Origin of the sequence: Actinacidiphila guanduensis (assembly GCF_900103985.1) — a bacterium.
Lineage (GTDB): Bacteria > Actinomycetota > Actinomycetes > Streptomycetales > Streptomycetaceae > Actinacidiphila > Actinacidiphila guanduensis.
The window spans coordinates 380,605-399,613 of record NZ_FNIE01000006.1 but is presented as its reverse complement, the minus strand read 5'-3'; the positions used below and the strand labels follow the sequence as shown (position 1 = coordinate 399,613).

The 19,009-nt window shown below is 74.2% G+C and carries 15 protein-coding genes; 6 read left to right on the top strand and 9 right to left on the bottom strand.

Annotated elements, in window-relative coordinates; translation table 11 throughout:
* The first annotated feature begins 115 nt into the window (after positions 1-115).
* Complete coding sequence (locus BLR33_RS15910; protein ID WP_093785102.1) at positions 116-541, top strand: BlaI/MecI/CopY family transcriptional regulator; 426 nt, start codon at positions 116-118, stop codon at positions 539-541.
* Positions 538-1,467, top strand: a complete 930-nt coding sequence (locus BLR33_RS15905) for a M56 family metallopeptidase (RefSeq protein ID WP_093785101.1) — start codon at positions 538-540, stop codon at positions 1,465-1,467. The genes BLR33_RS15910 and BLR33_RS15905 overlap by 4 nt, the downstream gene beginning before the upstream one ends.
* Positions 1,468-1,913: 446 nt before the next feature.
* On the opposite strand, the gene BLR33_RS15900 is transcribed toward BLR33_RS15905, so the two are convergent.
* The 7 genes from BLR33_RS15900 to BLR33_RS15870 all read right to left on the bottom strand — a co-directional run bounded on the left by BLR33_RS15900 (position 1,914) and on the right by BLR33_RS15870 (position 11,663).
* On the bottom strand, positions 1,914-2,975 hold the full coding sequence (locus BLR33_RS15900; RefSeq protein ID WP_093785100.1) for a rod shape-determining protein: 1,062 nt from the start codon (positions 2,973-2,975) through the stop codon (positions 1,914-1,916).
* 295 nt (positions 2,976-3,270) lie between these two features.
* Complete coding sequence (locus BLR33_RS15895; protein ID WP_093785099.1) at positions 3,271-3,504, bottom strand: dodecin; 234 nt, start codon at positions 3,502-3,504, stop codon at positions 3,271-3,273.
* An 86-nt stretch (positions 3,505-3,590) separates the two neighbouring features.
* Entirely contained in the window at positions 3,591-4,991 is a 1,401-nt protein-coding gene (locus tag BLR33_RS15890; RefSeq protein WP_093785098.1) for a glutamate decarboxylase, read from the bottom strand.
* A gap of 166 nt (positions 4,992-5,157) precedes the next feature.
* Positions 5,158-5,964, bottom strand: coding sequence for a hypothetical protein (locus BLR33_RS15885; RefSeq protein ID WP_093785097.1), 807 nt, complete (start codon positions 5,962-5,964; stop codon positions 5,158-5,160).
* Between the two features lie 196 nt (positions 5,965-6,160).
* Positions 6,161-8,467 (bottom strand): polysaccharide pyruvyl transferase family protein, encoded by a 2,307-nt coding sequence (locus BLR33_RS15880; RefSeq protein ID WP_093785096.1) that lies wholly within the window; start codon positions 8,465-8,467, stop codon positions 6,161-6,163.
* Positions 8,464-9,903, bottom strand: a complete 1,440-nt coding sequence (locus BLR33_RS15875; RefSeq protein WP_093785095.1) for a glycosyltransferase family 29 protein — start codon at positions 9,901-9,903, stop codon at positions 8,464-8,466. Before BLR33_RS15875 ends, BLR33_RS15880 begins: the two co-directional genes overlap by 4 nt.
* A gap of 362 nt (positions 9,904-10,265) precedes the next feature.
* A complete protein-coding gene (locus tag BLR33_RS15870) occupies positions 10,266-11,663 on the bottom strand; it encodes an ABC transporter ATP-binding protein (RefSeq protein WP_093785094.1) in 1,398 nt (465 codons plus the stop codon).
* Positions 11,664-11,871: 208 nt separating this feature from the next.
* Between BLR33_RS15870 and BLR33_RS15865 the strand changes: the two genes are divergently transcribed.
* Positions 11,872-12,597: a DedA family protein gene (locus tag BLR33_RS15865; RefSeq protein ID WP_093785093.1), complete on the top strand. Its 726-nt coding sequence runs from the start codon at positions 11,872-11,874 to the stop codon at positions 12,595-12,597.
* Between the two features lie 4 nt (positions 12,598-12,601).
* Positions 12,602-14,320 carry a threonine/serine exporter family protein gene (locus BLR33_RS15860; protein ID WP_245771427.1) on the top strand — a complete coding sequence of 573 codons (1,719 nt, stop codon included), beginning with the start codon at positions 12,602-12,604 and terminating at the stop codon, positions 14,318-14,320.
* A 90-nt stretch (positions 14,321-14,410) separates the two neighbouring features.
* Here the strand turns inward: BLR33_RS15860 and BLR33_RS15855 are convergent, their stop codons facing one another.
* Positions 14,411-14,902 carry an inorganic diphosphatase gene (locus BLR33_RS15855; protein ID WP_093785091.1) on the bottom strand — a complete coding sequence of 164 codons (492 nt, stop codon included), beginning with the start codon at positions 14,900-14,902 and terminating at the stop codon, positions 14,411-14,413.
* 87 nt (positions 14,903-14,989) lie between these two features.
* Here BLR33_RS15855 and dacB point away from each other — a divergent pair, with 87 nt between their 5' ends.
* On the top strand, positions 14,990-16,354 hold the full coding sequence (gene dacB, locus BLR33_RS15850; RefSeq protein ID WP_093785090.1) for a D-alanyl-D-alanine carboxypeptidase/D-alanyl-D-alanine endopeptidase: 1,365 nt from the start codon (positions 14,990-14,992) through the stop codon (positions 16,352-16,354).
* 559 nt (positions 16,355-16,913) lie between these two features.
* Here dacB and BLR33_RS15845 read toward each other — a convergent pair.
* Entirely contained in the window at positions 16,914-17,375 is a 462-nt protein-coding gene (locus BLR33_RS15845) for a DoxX family protein (protein ID WP_093785089.1), read from the bottom strand.
* 341 nt (positions 17,376-17,716) lie between these two features.
* Here BLR33_RS15845 and BLR33_RS15840 point away from each other — a divergent pair, with 341 nt between their 5' ends.
* Positions 17,717-18,910, top strand: a complete 1,194-nt coding sequence (locus tag BLR33_RS15840) for a zinc-dependent metalloprotease (protein ID WP_093785088.1) — start codon at positions 17,717-17,719, stop codon at positions 18,908-18,910.
* The last annotated feature ends 99 nt before the right edge of the window (positions 18,911-19,009 follow it).

Below are 19,009 nucleotides of genomic sequence, written 5' to 3'. Positions count from 1 at the left end.
GCGGTGGAGCCCTCCCATAATGGTCTGCGGGGCGCTTTCCGGCGCCCGTCCGTCTACAGTCGTGTAGACGGTCTACATCACTGTAGACGAATGAGTGGGAAGGGGCGATCGACCGATGGATGAGGCGAGCGCGGGTCGCCGCCCTGCGGGGGAGCTGGAGGCCAGCGTGCTGGCCGCGCTGTGGGCGGCCGGCGGGCGCGCCCTCACCCCGTCGGACGTGCAGCGCGAGCTGGGCACGGCCCTGGCGCGCACCACCGTCACCACGATCCTGGCCCGGCTCCACGAGAAGGGCTCCGTCAGCCGCACCCGGTCCGGTCGCGGCTACGCCTACCTGCCGGTCCAGGACTCGCCGGGGCTCGCGGCCCGCCGGATGCGGACCGAGCTGGACAAGTCGGCCGCCGACGACCGCGGCACCGTGCTGGCCCGCTTCGTCTCCGAACTCAAGCCGGAGGACGAGCAGTTGCTGCGCGACCTGCTCGGTCAGGCGGGCGAGGACGGGCTTTCGGGCGGCGCCGGCACGGCTCAGGACGGCGGCGCGTGATCTACGCCGTGTGGGTGCCGCTGCTGCTGCCGCTGCCGGCCGTCCCCGCGGCCCGGCGGCTCGCCGAGGCGCTGGCCCCGCGGGCGGCCGCCTGGCTGCTGGCGGGCACGGCCGTGGTGCTCGCGGTGTGCAGCACCGCCGCGCTCGGGCTGCTCGCCGGGGCCGGGGCGCTGCGGCTGCGGCCGGTGGCCGCGCTGGGCCACCTCGTGCTGCCGGTGGCCGCCGACGAGGTCACCGTGCCCGCCGCCTGCGGGGCCGCCGTGCTGCTCGCCGCGGTGGCCGCGGCACTGGTACGGGCGGGCCGCGCGCATGTGCTGCTCGCCGAGCGGGCCCGGCGCACCGCGGACGCGGCCGGCACCGTGGCCGGCGACCTCACCGTCCTGGACGACTCCGCGCCCGACGCCTACGCGCTGCCCGGCCGCCCGGGGCGCCCCGGGCGGATCGTGGTGACCGCGGGCATGCTGCGGGCGCTCGACCCGGCCGAGCGGGAGGCGCTGCTCGCGCACGAACGGGCCCACCTGGCCGGGCGGCACCACGTCTTCCTCGGCGCGCTCGCGCTGGCCTGCGCCTGCCACCCCGCACTGTGGCTGCTGCGGGCACCACTGTCCTACGCGCTGGAGCGGTGGGCCGACGAGAGCGCGGCTTGGGCCGTCGGCGACCGGCGGCTGGCCGCCCGGGCGATCGGCCGCGCGGCCCTCGCGGGGCGCTCCGCGGGCCGTCCGCTCGCCGCGCTCTCCGCCACGGCCGGCCCCGTACCGCGCCGGGTCGCCGCCCTCCTCCACCCCCCGGCGCCCGCGCGCCTGCCGCGCCCCCCGCGCCTCCTGGCCGCCGCACTGGCCGCGGCCCTGGCCCTGTCCGCCGCCTCGGCCCTCCACGCGGCCTACGACCTCCATGGCGCCATCGAACTCGCCCAAACGGTCCGCTGACCGCAGAACGCCCCACCGGACCCCGCACCCGGGGCTTCCGGCGGGGCGCCGGGTGCCCTCCCGCGCCCGCGTGGCCTACGGGCCCGCCCGGGTCACCCCAGGCACATCCCGTCCCGGCCGGGTGCCGTCCGGCGAGTGCCGGCCCGGCTGAGGGAACTGCCTGCTCCCCTCGGCTGGCCACTGGCCGCCTCGGCCTTGGGCGTGTAGTCGGCAGGGGCCCCGCGCTCGGCCGATACCGCTGGCGGCGGGAGCGCTGTGCCTGGCTGTCCTGCCCTCGCGGGCACCGTCCGGCTTTCGTGGCACGCCCGGCCGGGCATGGCATCCGGCGCGGGCGTTCGCCGGTACGCCGGGCGCGGACGCGGGACCTGCCCCCGCGGGTGTCCGTCGGCTCGGCCCCGCCCGGACGGCAGCGGAGAGCGCCCTCGCGCGGGCATGGCGGGGGTGGGTCAGATGCCCAGGGGGGAGAGGGCGATGGGGCGGACGCGGCCCTCGATCATCGCGCCCAGGCCGCGGACGGCGACCGTGTCGGGGTTGGGGGCGATGTGGACGGGCATGTCGGTGGCCTCGCGGAGCATCGTGTCCAGGCCGGGCATGTGCGCGCTGCCGCCGGCCAGCATGATGCCGCGGTCGGCCAGGTCGGCGACCAGGTCGGGCGCGCACTGCCGCAGCACGGAGGTCATCGCGTCCACCACCGAGGTCAGCGGCGTCCGCATCGCGTCGCGCACGTCCGCGGTCCGCAGCGTCACCGCGCGGGCCAGGCCGCTGGCGACGTCCCGCCCGTAGACCTCCGTCGTGGTGGTGGCGTGCGAGCCGGGCCCGCTGAGCACCTGGTGCAGCCGCCGTACCGACTGGCTCGGCAGCATCAGCTCGTGCCGGCTGCGCAGGTGCTCCACCACCGCCCGGTCGATCGCGTCGCCGCCCACCGGCACGCTCTCGGCGGCCACGATCGAGCCGAGCGAGAGCACCGCGACCTGCGTGGTGCCCGCCCCGCAGACCACGATCATGGTGGCCTCGGGGTGCTCCACGGGCAGGCCGCAGCCCACCGCCGCCGAGATGAGGGTGTCCACCATCTCCACCCGGCGGGCGCCGAGCCCGTACATCGTCTCCACCGCCGCCCGCCGGGCGATCGGCGCGCTGCCGTGCGGCATGCACACCGCCGCCCGCAGCACCGCTGAGCCGCGCAGCAGCGACATCCGGTTCCAGCGCCGGCCGAGCTTGTCGCCCAGGACGTTGCGCATCATCCGCTGGGCCATCTCGACGTCCACCACGGCGCCACCGGCCACCGGGCGGGCCACCCGGATGTGGTCGGGCGTGCGGCCGGCCATCGTCTCGGCCCGCTTGCCCACCGCGATCAGCGCGCCGGTGCGCACGTCCACCGCGGCCACGCTCGGCTCGTCCACGACGAGGCCGCTGCCGCGCAGGTAGACCCGGGTGCGGGCGGCGCCGATGTCCACCGCGATGGTGCAGCGGCGCAGCTGGTCCAGCGTGGGAGAGAGCACCTCGGGCATCACCGCGGGCTCCCGGGGCGCTCCGGAGGGGCGGGGGGCGTGGCGTGGCGGCTCATGGCGGCTCCCGGGGCGTCGTGGCGGCGGGCCCCGCCCGGGCCCGCGGGCAGCAGCGCGGGACCGGGCGGAAAACCCGCCCTCATGACAAGAGGATTTGACGGATCGTCGGATTCTGCGACCGAACGTGAGCCATACGGGCCGCCGCCGTCCGGGCAAACGCCCCCGGACGGAGCAGTCCCGCTCCCGCTGGGGGAACGGAACCTGCCCCGGCCGGCCCGCCGTACCGCGCCTGCGGCGCTTACCGCGCCTGCGGGGTGGGCGCCGCGTCTTCGAGGCGGAAGCCGACCTTCAGGCCGACCTGGTAGTGCTCGATCTCACCGTCCACGATGTGGCCGCGGACCTGGGTCACCTCGAACCAGTCCAGCTCCCGCAGGGTCTGCGCGGCCCGGCGGATGCCGTTGCGCACGGCGGCGTCGATGCCCTCGGTGGAGGTGCCGACGATCTCGGTGACGCGGTAGGTGTGCTCGGTCATGGCTCGTTCCTCTCCTGCGGACGGCGGGTGGTGGCGGGTTCGTACGGTCGGGAGCCCCGGTGGTAGAAGGCTCGGTGGCGGAAGGCTCAGTGGTGGAAGGCGGTGGCCACCGATTCGGGGCGGTTGAGCGGGTGCGGCTGGCGGCGCAGTTCGGGCAGCAGCCGGCTCAGGTCGTCGGTGAACAGGTCGGCGAGGTCCTGCGAGAAGCCGTTGCGGCAGACGACCCGCAGCACCGCGAGGTCCTGCCGGTTCGCCGGGTAGGTGTAGGCCGGGACCAGCCAGCCGTGCTCGCGCAGCCGCCGCGAGACGTCGAAGACGTCGAAGGACGTCACATCCGGCGTGGTGGTGACCGCGAAGACCGGCAGCTGGTCGCCCGAGGTGATCAGCCGGAAGTCCGGCAGGTCGGCGAACCGCCCGGCGAGCGTGGTGGCCACGTCCCGGCTGGTCTGCTGGACGGCGCGGTAGCCGTCGCGGCCCAGCCGCAGGAACGTGTAGTACTGCGCGACGACCTGCGCGCCCGGCCGGGAGAAGTTCAGCGCGAAGGTGGGCATGTCGCCGCCGAGGTAGTTCACCCGGAAGACCAGCTCCTCCGGCAGCGCCTCGGCGTCGCGCCACAGCGCCCAGCCGACGCCGGGGTAGACTAGGCCGTACTTGTGGCCCGAGGTGTTGATGGAGGCCACCCGCGGCAGCCGGAAGTCCCAGACCAGGTCCGGGTCGAGGAAGGGGGCGATCATGCCGCCGGAGGCCGCGTCGACGTGGACGGGGATGTGGACGCCGGTGCGCTGCTCGTAGTCGTCCAGCGCGGCGCAGATCTCGGCGACGGGCTCGTAGGAGCCGTCGAAGGTGGAGCCGAGGATCGCCACGACGCCGATGGTGTTCTCGTCGCACAGGGCGAGCGCGGCCTCGGCGTCCAGGTGCAGCCGGTCGCCGGTCATCGGGGCCAGCCGCGGTTCGACCTCCCAGAACGTGCAGAACTTCTCCCAGCACACCTGCACGTTCGCGCCCATCACCAGGTTCGGCCGGGCGGTGGCCGGATAGCCGGAGGTGCGGCGCATCCAGCGGCGCTTGAGGGCCATGCCGGCGAGCATGCACGCCTCGGAGGAGCCGGTGGTGGAGCAGCCGACCGCGGCGGCGGGGTCGGGCGCGTTCCACAGGTCGGCGAGCATGGCCACGCAGCGCCGCTCCAGCTCGGCGGTGCGCGGGTACTCGTCCTTGTCGATCATGTTCTTGTCGGTGCATTCGGCCATGAGGACGGACGCCTGGGGCTCCATCCACGTGGTGACGAAGGTCGCCAGGTTCAGCCGCGCGTTCCCGTCGAGCATCAGCTCGTCGTGGACGATCTGGTAGGCGGCCGTCGGTGCGATCGGCCCGTCCGGGAGCCGGTGCTTGGGCGGCGCCGCCTCCATCCCGCCGACCGGGTCGGCGGCCCCGTAGAACGGGTTGACGGACACCTCGCGCGAGGTGCCGGAGCCTTTGTGCAGGGGCATGCGGTTGTCCTTCCACCCGGGATTCCCACCCCGACGCTACGTTCCCCCCGCCCACCCCACCACCGTGCGCTCCCCCCGAAGGGTCCTCCCGGGGCGTGCGGCCCCGCCCCGCGCGTGAAGGGCGCGGTTCCTCCGGGGCGGGACCGCACGCGTCCGGGGAACGGGCTCAGGCCGTACGGAGCTTGGCGGTCTGCGCCGCCACCACCTCCTGGGGGATCCGCGCGCGCTGCCCCACGGCGGCCTGCACCCAGTAGACGGCGATCACCGAGCCCACCCGCACCACCTCGCACGTGTAGGGCACCCGCGCCGTCCCACTCGGGGCGTCGCCCGTGATGGCGTCCACCGAGGGGTCGTCCTCCAGGACGGTGGTCAGGTCGTACACCACGGAGTCGTCACCGATCCGCTTCGACGGCACGACGTGCGGCGCCGTGTAGTGATCGGTGTCGGTCTCCCCGGCGAAGGAGGTGCACGACGCCAGGGCGGCCCGCAGCTCGGGCAGCACCTTGAGCGCGTCATGCGGCTCGTAGGCGGTGAGCTGCACATTGGTCCCCGGGACGGAGTCGTCGTCGCTGTCCCGGTCGGCGACGACCTCCGTCAGGGCGTGCACCTGGTAGTTGCTCATGCCGCTCGTGGTCATCCGGCTGAGCGGCTGGCACGCCGCCGGCTTCACCGCGGGGAACCGGCGGACGTCCGCCAGGGCGGGCGTGTTGCCGTCACCGTCGGCCGTGTGGCCGACGATGGTCATGAAGGTCCAGCCCGGCAGCTCCGCCCGCCCGGCCGCGGCCTTCTCCAGCTCCTGCTGGCTGAGCAGCCGGGTCGGGCCGGTGGCGGGCGCGGTGCTCGCCGCGGCGGACGTGCCGGCGGACTTGGCGGCGGCTCCTCCGCCGTGGTCGTCGCCGCCGCACCCGGCGACGGTGGCGGCAAGGACGGTCAGGCAGAGCGCGGCAGCGGTTCTCGGCGCGAAAGCGCCCATGGTTCCCCCCAGGGTTCTCGATCGGTGCGAGCCCGTCGCCGCGAGGCGCGGGCGGGGCCGTGGCGGTGGCGATCGTCGTGACGACGGCTGTGGACGGCGGCAGACGACGTGGGACGGCGTCAGGTGGCGGCGGCCCCGGTGACGGCCGGGACGGCCGTGGTGGCCGTCCCGGTGGGGGTCGCGCGGGCGGGTGGGGTCAGAGCAGGGCGGTGATCTCCTCGGCGTTGGCGCGGGTGATGCGCCAGAGCTCTTCCTGGCGGCCCAGGACGTCGGCCACCGCGGCCCGGTGGTCGGTGAGGACCGCCAGGGCCTTCTCGGTGAGGACGGCGGCCAAGTCGCGGTCGTGGACCGAGACGCCCCACTCCGGGCGGTCGATGTCGGCGAGGAAGTACGCCATCTTCGGGTGCGAGATCAGGCTGATGATCGGGGTGCCGCAGCCGAAGGGGATCATCCCGGCGTGGCCGCGCATGCCGATGACCAGCTTCGTGCGGGCGTAGGCGGCGCGGATCGTGTCGCAGTCGTGGTCGTACATCGGGATCACCGGCAGCGAGATGCCGTGCTCGCGGCGCAGGTCGAAGGCGATCCGCTCGTCGTCCAGCGCGTGGGCGGCGCAGCGCACCTCGGCGTGCCGCCCGATCGCGCGCACGGCTCGGGCGAGCTGGTCGAGGAAGTGGCCGTAGTCGTGGCCGAAACGCAGCCCCGCCCGGTCGTAGGCGGCGTTGAGCAGCACCGTGTCCTCGCGCTCCGGCGCGTCCTTCCAGCCGGCGACCAACTGCCGGGTGACGGTGGTCGGGCAGGGCTGGAAGCGCACCTTGCCGTGCAGGCCCCGCGGCAGCAGCCGCCGCACCTGCGCGATGGAGCCGTGGTTGCGCAGCCCGAAGAACGCGGACTTCTCCACCAGTTTGCGCACCGCCGTGGCGAACCGCTCCTGCCGGTACGACTGGCCGTCGAAGGCGTTGAAGCCCACCGCGTAGACCACCACGGGGACGTCGATGCGCTCCAGCACCTCATCGGTGACGTTCCACTGCCACGCGCTGTTGCCGTTCGGCGCGGTGTCGGGGATGAACAGGCCGCCGCCGCCGATCACCACCGCCCGGCGGGCGTTGACCCGCTCCAGCGCGGCCTCGTCGAAGAGCCGGTGCGCGTGGACGGAGTGCCAGCGGCGCGGCCCGATCTCCCGGTCGAAGGCGAGCCGCACCGACTCCGGCAGCAGCTTGTCGCCGGCGTTGCCCTGGCGCGGCATGTAGAAGGCGACGTGCGCGAACTGCTTGTGCGCCGGGCCCTCCTTGACCACCACGCCGCCCGCGGTGCCGGGCAGGTCCAAGGTGGCGCGTTCGACCATCTGCCGGCTGGGCCCGTGCGAGGGGTCGGCGGACAGACCGGCCCGGGCGTAGGCGGCCGCGGCCTCGTCGTCGTTGGTCACCCAGGCGATGTGGGCGAGGCGGGCGAAGGCGGTGGCCGCGCGGTTGGGCACCGCGGTGGACAGCAGCAGGTGCGCGCGGGCCTCCTCGTAGCGGGAGATGCTCATCAGCGCGTGCCCGTAGACCTCGTGCGGCCACGCCTCGTCCAGCGGGATGTCCACCGAGCGCAGCAGGTCCACGGCCTCCTGGTACTCGCCCGCGTCTATCCGGGCGGTGGCCACCCGGCGGGCGGTCTGCAGGTCGCGGGTGCGGGCGACATGCGCGGTGCCGTAGTGCACGAGCAGATCGTGGTGGGCGGCGGCGCTCAACGCCAGGAAAGCGGCGTGGAATTCGGCCTCGGACGGCTCGTCGGCAGGGTCCGTGCCTGCCGCCGCGGGGGCGAACGGGCCGCCGTCCGCGGGGCCTTGCAGCGGTACGAAGTCGCCGCCGAGTGCCGCCTCCAGTACGCCGGCGGCGCCGCGGGCCCGGTCGTGGGCGCCGCTGCGGGCCACCGCTTCGAGGCGGGCGCAGAAGCCGTCGGTCAGGTACTCGGCCTGCACCACGAGCACGCGGGCGTCCAACCGCCGCTGCCCGTCGGGGCCTTCGCCGTCCAGCGGGGCCGCGGCCAGCCCGTCGCGCAGCCGCAGCAGCGGCTCGATGCCGCCGCGGGCGGTCAGTTCCGGGTCGAGGACGACCAGGGTGCCGAACTCCCGTATCCGGAAGGCCTCCAGGAGGGCGTACGCGAACGGGTCGGCGGTCCCGCTGCCCGCCGTGTTGGAGCCGGCGGTGGCCAACGCGGCCCATCCGCCCAGCCGTTCGGTGTCGATCGCGCGCAACCGCGCCCGGGGGTGCACCGCGTGGATACGGTCGGCCGCGTCGGCGGGCAGGCTGCCGTCGTGGAGCACGACGTAGTCCTCGCACACGCCCGGGTTGGTGAGCGCGAGACTGCGCAACAGGCCGAGGAAGGCGGGCAGCCGGTCCGCCGTGACACAACTGGTGAACGCGATAAGGCGCTTGCCGGTCACGCCGCCCCGCGCGGCCGGATCGGTGGTGCCCGCGGGGCCGGCGTCGGTGCCGGTGCTGAATGAGGTGCCGGGGTTCATCGGAGGGAGATCACCGGGCCGTTGACGTGCTGGGCGCGTTCCATGACCCAGGCCCTCTCGCGGGAGTGGTCGGCGGCGGCCGGGACCGGCAGCCGCATCGCCTCGGGCAGCCGCCAGGCGCCGGAGGCGAAGAAGTCGAAGCCGATCAGGTCGAACCGCGGGCTGACGTCGAGGAAGTCGACCAGCCACATCAGGTTGAAGCCGGTGGTCGGCACCTGCGGCCACACGTCGGACTGCATCCGCCCCACCGCCCGCACCGGCCAGCGCACCGAGTCGTCCCCGACCCGCCGCTGCGCGCCCGGCACCAGCCGTCGCACCGCGTGCCGGTAGTCCGCGGACTCGCCGCAGATGATCAGCCGGGTGTCCACCGGGCGGTCCCAGTTGTGCAGGTGGCGGTGGCCGGTGGCGTGGATGTCGGTGCGCTCGCCGGTCTCGCCGGGCTCGATGCGGAAGGAGTTGAAGCGGACCACCAGGTCGTAGGAGTCGATCTCCTTGCCCAGCGAACTTCCTTCGAGCACGGGGGAGTTGGCGACCATGCACAGCGAGCGGCCGGTGATCAGGTTGCGGAACTCGCCCAGGCTCAGCCACTCCACCCCGCCGAGCGTGGGGTCGGCGAGCGGGGCCCGCCGCCGGTCCCGGCGCTGCCCGGCGTAGTGCTCGGCCACCGCGGTGAGCAGCGCGGGGCCGTACCCCTCGTCGCGCTCGGCGGCGGCCAACTGCCCGGTCAGGAACCGCTCGGCGGCCGCCTCCATGGCCTCGACCGGGTTGCCGGGGCCGGTGCCCGTACCCGCGGTGGCGGCGGGTACGCGCTCCAGCAGCCCGGCCAGCGCCTCCTCGTGGCGGAGGGCGGCCGACAGGGCGGCCACCCGCTCGGCGACGCCGAAGGAGTCCCGCTCGGTACGGGCCAGGTAGCGCTCGTAGGCGTCGACGGCGCCCGCGGTACGGCCGGTCGCCTCCAGCACCCGGCCGCGCAGCCGCCAGCCGGCCCGGGAGCCGGCGCGGTGGGTCAGCACGGTGTCGCTGATCAGGACGGCCAGGCGCAGCTCGTCGGGCCCGCAGGCGAGCGCCTTGGAACCGGCGTCCAGCAGGGCGTCCAGCAACTCGGGGGTGAGGGGGTCGTCGGCTCCGTCCGCTCCCTCGACCCCGTCGGCGCCCGCGGGCTCCGCCAGTTCCTCGGCGCCGGGCAGCGCGGCCAGGGCGTCCGCGAGGACGGCGTGGTCGCCGCCGCGGCCGGCGGCCGTCAGGGTCCCGCAGTGCTCGGCGCAGGCCCGCAGGCAGTCGGCGAGCAGGGTCGGGGCGATCGGGGTGACCGGGGCGGTCGCGGCCGCGTCCTCGGCGGTGTTCTCTGCCGGGCCGCTCTCGTCACGTACCGCGGGGGCCGCCTGCCGGCCGGTCCTGGCACGAGGCCGGAACCAGCGGCTGCGGGTGGTGGTCATGGTGCTCCAAGCGTCCGGTCGTCGACGGGGAAACTAGGCCCTCGGGGTGAAGCGGGGGTGAACTGGTCCGGACGTCTGAGCGAAACTCGTTTTTTACGGGGGCTTCTCGTCGTTGGGGTTCGCCGCCGTTGCCGGCGGCCGGGCCGGTTGGTGGCCGGGCGCGCAGTTCCTCCCCCAGAGCTTCGCCTGGGAGGTACCCCCAGCGCCCCTCGGCTACGGGGCTGCCCCATCCTCGCCGTTCCCGGCCACCAGGCCGGTCGGAGGCTTGTGGGGGTCCCCTCTCTGGGGGAGCAGTTCCTCCCCCAGAGCTTTGCCTGGGAGGTACCCCCAGCGCCCCCAAAGGGCGGCGACGGTTGCCCGGGCTACTCCAGGTGGGGTTGTTCTCTGGGGAGGGGGCAGATGCGGTGGCCGTTGCTGTCGAAGACGTAGAGGTGGGCCAGGTCGACCAGGAGGGGGACGTGGTCGCCGCGGCGGACGCGGATGTCGGGGCCCGTACGGACCACGAGGTCGCCCGTGTCGGTCTCCGGTGCCGCGGCCGGGCGGTCCATCACCGCGGACGGCGTCTGTGGGGGCTTGGGCGGCCCGCCGTGGGCGCTGTGGGCGCCGTGGGAGCCGCCCTCGCGGTCCGTTACCGTCGCCTGCAGCCGCCGGGCCGCCTTCTGCGCCAGCTTGCCGAGGCCGCCCGAGCCGGTGCCGTTGCGTCGCGGTCCCGGCTTGGCCGGCGCGGGCCGCGGCGCCTCCAGCTCGGGCACGATGGCCGGCCGCGACCCGGTGTTCAGGTGCACCAGCGACTCGTGGCCCAGGTACTCCACGTGCTCGACGATCCCGCTGATCGCCACCTCGCCCGGGTGCGCCTGGCTCGCCCGGGCGATCCGCACCGCCTCCGAGCGCAGCCCGACGATGATCGTGCGGCCCTGCTGGATGCGCAGCATCTGGTGGTCGTAGCCGAGCGGTTCCGGCAGGCCCAGCCGCTGGCGGCCGAAGTCGATCCACATCCCTCCGCTGAGTGGAGCGATCACGGTCGCCTGGAGCAGATTGATCCGCGGGGTGCCGACGAACGCGGCCACGAACACGTTCTCCGGCAGGTGGTACACGTCCCGCGGGGTGCCGATCTGCTGGAGCACCCCGCTGCGCATCACCGCCACCCGGTCGCCCAGCGACATCGCCTCGGCCTGGTCGTGGGTGACGTAGACGGTGGTGACGCCCATCCCGCGGGTGAGCCGGGCGATCTCGGCGCGCAGGTGGGCGCGGAGCTTGGCGTCCAGGTTGGACAGCGGCTCGTCCATCAGGAAGACCGAGGGGTGCCGGGAGATCGCCCGGCCCATCGCGACCCGCTGCCGCTCGCCGCCGGACAGCTGCCCGGGGTAGCGGTCCAGGATCTCCTCGATGCCGAGGATGCGGGCGGTCTCGTCCACCCGCGGGCCCGGCTCGGTGCCGGGCATCTCGAACCGCAGCGGGAAGCCGATGTTCTCCCGGCTGGTCATGCTCGGGTACAGGGCGAAGTTCTGGAAGACCATGGCCATCTTCCGGTCGCCGGGGGCGAGGTCGTTGCCGTACTCGCCGTCCAGTAACAACTCCCCGGTGGTGATGTCCTCCAGCCCGGCGATCATCCGCAGCACCGTGGACTTGCCGCAGCCGGAGGGCCCGAGCAGCACCAGGAACTCGCCGGGCGCGATCTCCAGGGAGAACCGGTCCACGGCGGGTGTGGGCTGCTTGGGGTAGTACTTCGACACTTCGTGCAACGTGATCGCGCGAGACATTTCCTTGGGCCGCCAGGTGGGTCGAACAGACGCGGTGTCGGTGCGGATACGGAAGAACGCGGGGGGAGTTGCGGCACAGTCGGGGCCTGTGGGACCTGTGTGACTTGCCGGACTTGCGAGGATGCGTGCGGGACGCTGCGCAGACGGTAGTGCACCGTGCGCAGGTTGCGGAACGCTTGTATCAACACAGGATTGATACTTTTGGCCCGTGACGTACATCGCGCTCGGACCGAGCTGGCTCGACCCGGACCACCTGATCAACACCTACGGCCTGTGGGGCGTGCTGCTCGTCGTGTTCGCCGAGTCAGGCCTGCTGATCGGCTTCTTCCTGCCCGGTGACTCGCTGCTGTTCACCACCGGCCTGCTTGTCGCGTCCGGGACCCTGCACCAGCCGCTCGCCCTGGTGGCCGCGCTCATCGCGGTGGCCGCGGTGGCCGGCGAGCAGACCGGCTACCTCTTCGGCCGCAAGGTCGGGCCCTCGCTGTTCCGGCGGCCGGACTCGCGGCTGTTCAAGATGGAGAACATCGAGAAGGCGCACGCGTTCTTCGAGCACCACGGGCCGAAGGCGATCGTGATGGCCTGCTTCGTGCCGGTGGTGCGCACGTTCACCCCGATCGTGGCCGGTGTCAGCCGGATGAACTACCGCACGTTCCTCACGTTCAACCTCATCGGAGGGAGCCTGTGGGGTGCGGGTGTGACTCTGCTGGGCTACTGGCTCGGCCAGATCGCCTTCGTCCGCGACAACATCGAGGCGATGCTCGTCCTCGTCGTGCTGGTCTCCCTGGTGCCGATCGGCATCGAGTACCTGCGCTCGCGCGGCAAGGCGGCCGCGACCCCGGCGGGGGAAGGCCCCGCCGCCACCGGCGACCTCGGCGCTGAGGCCGTCGCGGCGGCGCCCTCGCGTGGCGGCCGCCACCGCGCCCAGAAGCGCTGACGCCTTGACCGACCGGCCCGCCTCCGACGGCGCGGGGGGTTCCGGCGCTGACCGCAACGGTGCCGGGGCGCCCGGCGGGCGTGAGTGGTCCGGCGGGTCCGCCGCCAACGGTCGGGGTGCCTTCGGCGGGTCCGGCTCCGCCGGTGCTGCGGGGGCCTCCGGCGCTGCGGCGCCGGGTGGCGGGGGCGGGTCCGGCGCTGCCGGGGCCTCGGGCGGGACGGGGCAGGGGCCGGGGTATCGGAGTGGCGGTGGCGAGGTGCCCATGGCGCACGGCGGGCAGCCGGGTGCCGGGGGGTGGGGGGAAGGGGCGGTGACGCCTGCGGGAGGTTTTCCTGTCGTCGTGCCGCCCGAGGGGGCGCTGTGGCAGGACCGGATGCGGGCGCTGTTGCGGATGCCGTCCACCGAGCGGCCGGGGCCCGCCGTCGAGCGGGCCGGCGCCGTGCCCCGCGTGCTCGACCTCACCCTGCGCATCGGCGAGCTGCTGCTGGCCGGCGGCGAGGGCGCCGAGGACGTCGAGGCCGCGATGTTCGGCGTCGCCTACGCGTACGGCCTGGCCCGTATCGAGCCCACCGTCACCTTCACCCTGCTCGGCATCTCCTGCCAGCCGGCCCTCACCGACCCGCCGCTGACCATGAGCCGCACCGTGCGCCGCCGCGGCACCGACTACACCCGGCTGGCCGCCGTCTTCCACCTCGTGGACGGCATCACCGCCCACGAGGTGACGCTGGAGGAGGCGTACCGGCGGCTCGCCGGCATCCGCCGCAACCGGCACCCGTACGGCACGTGGGTGCTGACCGGGGCGTCCGGGCTGCTCGCGGGCGCGGCGAGCGTGCTGGTCGGCGGCGGGCCGGTGATCTTCGCGGCGGCCGCGGTCGCCGCGATGCTCGGCGACCGGCTGGCCTGGCTGCTCGCCGGGCGCGGGCTGCCGGAGTTCTACCAGTTCGCCGTGGCGGCGATGCCCGCGGCCGGGATGGGCGTGCTCGTCGACCGCTACGCGCACTGGATCCCGGGCGCGACGGGCGTGCAGTCCTCGGCGGTCATCACCGGCGGGCTCTTCGCGCTGCTGCCCGGACGGGCGCTGGTGGCAGCGGTGCAGGACGGACTGACCGGCTTCTACATCACCGCCTCGGCCCGCCTGCTCGAAGTGGTCTACCTGGTTGTCGGCATCGTGCTCGGCGTCACGCTCGTGCTCTACCTCGGCTTCCGGTCCGGCGGCGGGATCGACCCGGACCAGGCGCTGCGCTCCTACGACCGCCCGTGGGTGCAACTGCCCGCGGCCATGGTGCTCACCCTCGCCTTCGCGGTGCTGCTCCAGTGCGAGCGGGCGGTGCTGCTGCTCGCCACCCTCAACGGGGGCGTGGCCTGGACGGTCTTCGGGGTGCTGCACCAGTCGGCCGGCGGCAACCAGGTGGCGGCGACGGGGGCGGCCGCCGGGCTCGTCGGGCTCTTCGGCCAGCTCATGGCCCGCTACCGGTACGTCTCCGTGCTGCCGTACGTCACCGCGGCGATCGGGCCCCTTCTCCCGGGCTCCGCCACGTACTTCGGCCTGCTCGCCCTCACCCAGCACCACCCCTCGCTGGCGCTCACCCAGCTCACCAAGGCCGCGGCCCTCGCGCTGGCGCTGGCCATCGGGGTCAACCTCGGCAACGAGATCGCCCGCCTCGCCCTGCACACCCCGCCCCCCACCCCCCGCCGCGCCGCCAAACGCACCCGCGGCTTTTGAGCACGAAGGGTTTTTCACGGGGGAGCGGGGGCGCCCCCAGTCCCCCCGCGGGGGCACCGCATGGCTTGGCGGTGCCCCCGTACGCCACCGTCAGTGGGAGCCCTGCTCCTTCAGGCGGCGGTAAGAGCGCTCGATCTCCGCCTCGGCGTCGCTGCGGCCGACCCAGTCGGAACCCTCGACCGACTTGCCCGGCTCCAGGTCCTTGTAGACCTCGAAGAAGTGCTGGATCTCCAGCCGGTCGAACTCCGAGACGTGGTGGATGTCGCGCAGGTGCTCCACCCGCGGGTCGGACGCCGGCACGCACAGCACCTTGTCGTCGCCGCCGGCCTCGTCCGTCATGCGGAACATGCCGATCGCCCGGCAGGTGATGAGGCAGCCGGGGAAGGTCGGCTCGTCGAGGATGACCAGCGCGTCCAGCGGGTCGCCGTCCTCGCCGAGGGTGTTCTCGATGAACCCGTAGTCGGCCGGGTAGCTCGTGGACGTGAAGAGCCTGCGGTCCAGGCGGATGCGACCCGTCTCGTGGTCCACCTCGTACTTGTTGCGCGAACCCTTCGGGATCTCGATCGTGACGTCGAACTCCACGGACCTACTCCTCAGTCATCAGCACACGGTGTGGGTGGTTAAGTGTCTCCCACGCATTGGGGTGGTCGCGAAAGGGGCTGGTCGGCAGTGCCGCTCGGCAGGACGTGGCAGGTCGTGGCGGGCTCGGCCGCGACAGGACTGGTGGTGGCCGTGGGCCTGGTCGCCGCCGTGGGCCCCTGGTCGGGCGGTCAGCGGACGGCCGAGCGGTCGTTCGCCGCCGCCCGCGACGCCCGGGCCGCCGGGCAGCGCCCGGCCCACCACGCGGCCCCGGCCTACGGGTCGGCGCCCGCCGCGGCACCCGTCCTCGCCGCGGCCGGCGGCGGCACCGCCCCCACCGCGGCCGCGCTGGACCGCCGGCTCGACCCGCTGATGGCGGCGTACGGCATGGGCCCGGTCCGCACCGGCGCGGTCGTCGACGTGACCAGCGGCAGGGTCCTCTACGACCACAAGGACGGCACCGCCACCACCCCCGCCTCCACCACGAAGCTCGCCACCGCGACCGCCGCGCTCGGCCTGCTCGGGCCCGACGCGCGGCTGACCACCACGGTCGTGAGCACGGGCAAGGGCCGGATCGTCCTGGTCGGCGGCGGCGACCCCACGCTCGACCTCACACAACTCGCCGCCGACACCGCGGCCGCGCTGAAGTCCCGCGGCACCACCGCGGTGCACCTCGGCTACGACACCTCGCTCTACAGCGGCCCCGACCTGCACCCGATCGGCCACAACGAGAACCTCGCGCCCGTCACCGCGCTGATGGCGGACGAGGGGCGGCTCGACGGCAGCACCAGCGGGCCCGCGACCCGCGCTTGGGACCCGGCCGCCACGGCCGCCGCCGACTTCGCCGCGCTGCTGGCCAAGCACGGCATCACCGTGCAGGGGCCGCCCGTGCCCGGCAGCGGCAAGGGCGGCACACAGCTGGCGGTCCATCAGTCGGCGCCGCTGTCGGACCTGGTGGAGCAGATGCTGACGTACAGCGACAACGATCTCGCCGAGGCGCTCGCCCGTCAGGTGGCCCGCGCGTCCGGGCAGCCGGCGAGCTTCGCGGGCGGCGCCCGCGCGATCCGCACGGCGCTCACCCGCTACGGCATCCCCCTGCCCGGGGCTTCCTTCCACGACGGCAGCGGGCTCGACCACGACGACGCGCTCGCGCCGATCACCCTGGCGCGCATCCTCGCCCTGGCGGCCTCGCCCGCCCACCCCGAACTGCGGCCGATCCTCACGGGTATCCCCGTCGCCGGCTTCACGGGCACGCTCAGTACGCGCCTGAAGAACACCGCGGCGGCGGGTCTGGTCCACGCGAAAACGGGCACCCTGACGGGCACGAACACGATGGCTGGCACGGTGGTGACCCCTTCGGGCCGCATCCTCGCCTTCTCCTTCATGACCCAAGGCACCACCGACGCGGCAGCGGCCGAGGCCGCCCTGGACGGCTTGGCGGCAGCCCTGGCTTGATCGGGTGCGGCATCGCTTGTACGGGGCGGCTTCTCGCCGCGAGGGTTCCCGTACGCCGCCGGGTGCCACCCGGTGGCAGGCTGAGCGCGCAGTTCCCCGCGCCCCTTTCGGGTTCCCGTCTGCCCGACGGGGTTGTCTGCCGTCCTGGGGCCGGTGGCCTTTTCTCGCGCAGTTCCCCGCGCCCCTGGGTTGTACGGCCTCGCCGTTCGCGCGAAGGGCGAGGTTTTCAGGGGCGCGGGGAACTGCGCGCTCAGCAGGCCACCGGCCTGCGGCCGGAAACGGCGAGGGTGGGGCAGACGCGTAGCCGTTTTTGGGGCGCTGGGGGTACCTTCCAGGCGAAGCTCTGGGGGCGGAACTGCGCGACCAGCCCATGGCGGGCCGCGGCCGGGAATCCTCGGAACCCCTAACGGCGGGGAGCCGTTGCCCGGGGACGCGGGGCTGCTCGCCCAGCGGGGCACCCCCACAGCCCGAAGGGGTGCGGCTCCCGGCCGCAAGGAGAACCCCCGCGGTGGGATGCCGCACCCCCGTACTGACCAGCCGTACTGCTCAGCGGCAGCGACTAGCGGACCGTGACGGGCGAAGCCACCGGCTCCTCGGGGAGGGAACCCTCGCCGGCGGGCCGCCGAAGCGCGCTCTCCAGGGCGAAGGCGCCACCACCGGTGGCGGCGAGGAGCAGGAACGCCCAGCAGAACATCACCGCGGGTTCACCGTGGTTCTGTATCGGCAGGAGCGAGTGGCGCTGGTGGACGTCGAAGTACGCGTAGGCCATGGAGCCCGAGCAGGCGAGGGCGGCCAGGCGGGTGCCCAGGCCGACCATCACCAGCAGGCCACCGACGAGTTCGATCACGGAGGCCCACCAGCCCGGCCACGCGAAGGCCGCGGGGCCGGGGCCGCCGCCCTCGGGTCCGCCGAAGATCCCGAAGAGGGTGGCGGCACCGTGGCAGGCGAAGAGCAGGCCGACGACGATCCGGAAGAGGCCGACGACCAGGGGACGCGCGCGCTCGAGGTCGAGCGGTTTCATGACGACTCCTCGAAGGGGTCGGTCCCGTGCGGCGGGTTACGGGAGGGGGAGGTGGAGCAGGGGACGACACGAAGGTGCCGCCCCCCGGAAACCCCTCGCAACACCGCCCTTTCAGCCGCCCCACCGGTTTCCGGACAACCTCCACTCCCCATGAACACCCCCACCCCTGCCCCCGTACCAAAGGGTTTCGCCCCGGCCTCCGACCGGCCTGCGGCCGGGGACGGCGGGGTCGGGGCAGAGGGCCCCGTGGAGGCCGCCGACCTGGGGTCGGGAGCGAAAGGGGGCCCGGACGGTGAGAAGCCGCCCCCCGCAACAGCGCGCGGCAACGTACCGTAAAAGACATGACGAGCATCGGTGGAAGCGAGATGGTCGACTGGAACCTCGCCGTGGCGACCGCGCAGCGGCTCACCCGCCCCGGCCCGGAGGTGAGCCGGGACGAGGCACGCGCGATCGTCGCCGAGCTGCGTACCCATGCCCGGGACTCCGAGGCCCACGTGCGGGCGTTCACGAAGATGTACGGGGACGATGACGGGGCCGGGGACGGCGAAGGGGGCGGCGACGCGCCCCCGCACGGCACCCCCGTCCTCATCGTCGACCGCCCCGGCTGGGTGAAGGCCAATGTCGCGGGGTTCCGCGAGGTGCTCGCCCCCTTGCTGGCCAAGATGCAGGCCCGCCGCCCGGGCGGCGCGGGCGGTGTGGTGCTGGGCACCGTGGGCGGCAAGGTCACCGGCGTGGAGGTGGGGATGCTGCTGAGCTTCCTGTCCTCGCGGGTGCTGGGCCAGTACGAGACGTTCGCCCCGCCGAGCCGCGAGATGCCGGCCGGGCCGGTGCGGCCGGGGCCGGGGGAGTCGAAGGCCGGGCGCCTGCTGCTGGTGGCGCCGAACATCGTCCACGTCGAGCGCGAACTCGACGTGGACCCGCACGACTTCCGCCTCTGGGTGTGCCTGCACGAGGAGACCCACCGCACGCAGTTCTCGGCCGTGCCGTGGCTGCGGGACCACATCGAGGGCGAGATCCAGAGCTTCCTGGGCGAGACCGAGCTCGACGCGTCCACGGTGGTGGAACGCGTACGCCAGGCGGTGCAGAGCTTCGCCGGGCAGGGGGGCGGCAAGGAGAGCGAGCCGGAGGAGGAGGCCGCGGAGGACGGCGGGCGGAGCCTCATGGACCTCGTGCAGACGCCCTCCCAGCGGGAGATTTTGGGCCGGCTGACGGCGGTGATGTCCCTGCTCGAAGGGCACGCCGACTACGTCATGGACGGGGTGGGGCCGGACGTCGTCCCCAGCGTCGCCGAGATCCGGGAGAAGTTCGGGCAGCGCCGGGCGAGCGGGGCGGGCCGCCTCGACCAGGCCCTGCGGCGCCTGCTCGGCCTCGACGCCAAGCTCCGCCAGTACCGCGACGGCGAGCGCTTCGTCCGCGCGGTCGTCTCCGAAGTCGGCATGGACGGCTTCAACCGCGTCTGGACCTCCCCCAACACCCTCCCCACCAAATCCGAGATCGCCACCCCCTCCACCTGGCTCACCCGCATCCACCCCTGACCCCACGCTCACGCCGAGCGATGCGGCCCCGTCCAAGGCCGCCACTACGCGCGAGGCCAAGGCGTACCGCCCCAGGGGCGCTGGGGCTACCTCCCAGGC

Bases quoted from the DNA above. Each gene is read 5' to 3' on its own strand.
- BLR33_RS15910 (WP_093785102.1), top strand. From the start codon at position 116: ATGGATGAGGCGAGCGCGGGTCGCCGCCCTGCGGGGGAGCTGGAGGCC.
- BLR33_RS15900 (WP_093785100.1), bottom strand. From the start codon at position 2,975: ATGCCCGAGGTGCTCTCTCCCACGCTGGACCAGCTGCGCCGCTGCACC.
- BLR33_RS15895 (WP_093785099.1), bottom strand. From the start codon at position 3,504: ATGACCGAGCACACCTACCGCGTCACCGAGATCGTCGGCACCTCCACC.
- BLR33_RS15890 (WP_093785098.1), bottom strand. From the start codon at position 4,991: ATGCCCCTGCACAAAGGCTCCGGCACCTCGCGCGAGGTGTCCGTCAAC.
- BLR33_RS15885 (WP_093785097.1), bottom strand. From the start codon at position 5,964: ATGGGCGCTTTCGCGCCGAGAACCGCTGCCGCGCTCTGCCTGACCGTC.
- BLR33_RS15880 (WP_093785096.1), bottom strand. From the start codon at position 8,467: ATGAACCCCGGCACCTCATTCAGCACCGGCACCGACGCCGGCCCCGCG.
- BLR33_RS15875 (WP_093785095.1), bottom strand. From the start codon at position 9,903: ATGACCACCACCCGCAGCCGCTGGTTCCGGCCTCGTGCCAGGACCGGC.
- BLR33_RS15870 (WP_093785094.1), bottom strand. From the start codon at position 11,663: ATGTCTCGCGCGATCACGTTGCACGAAGTGTCGAAGTACTACCCCAAG.
- BLR33_RS15845 (WP_093785089.1), bottom strand. From the start codon at position 17,375: ATGAAACCGCTCGACCTCGAGCGCGCGCGTCCCCTGGTCGTCGGCCTC.
- BLR33_RS15840 (WP_093785088.1), top strand. From the start codon at position 17,717: ATGACGAGCATCGGTGGAAGCGAGATGGTCGACTGGAACCTCGCCGTG.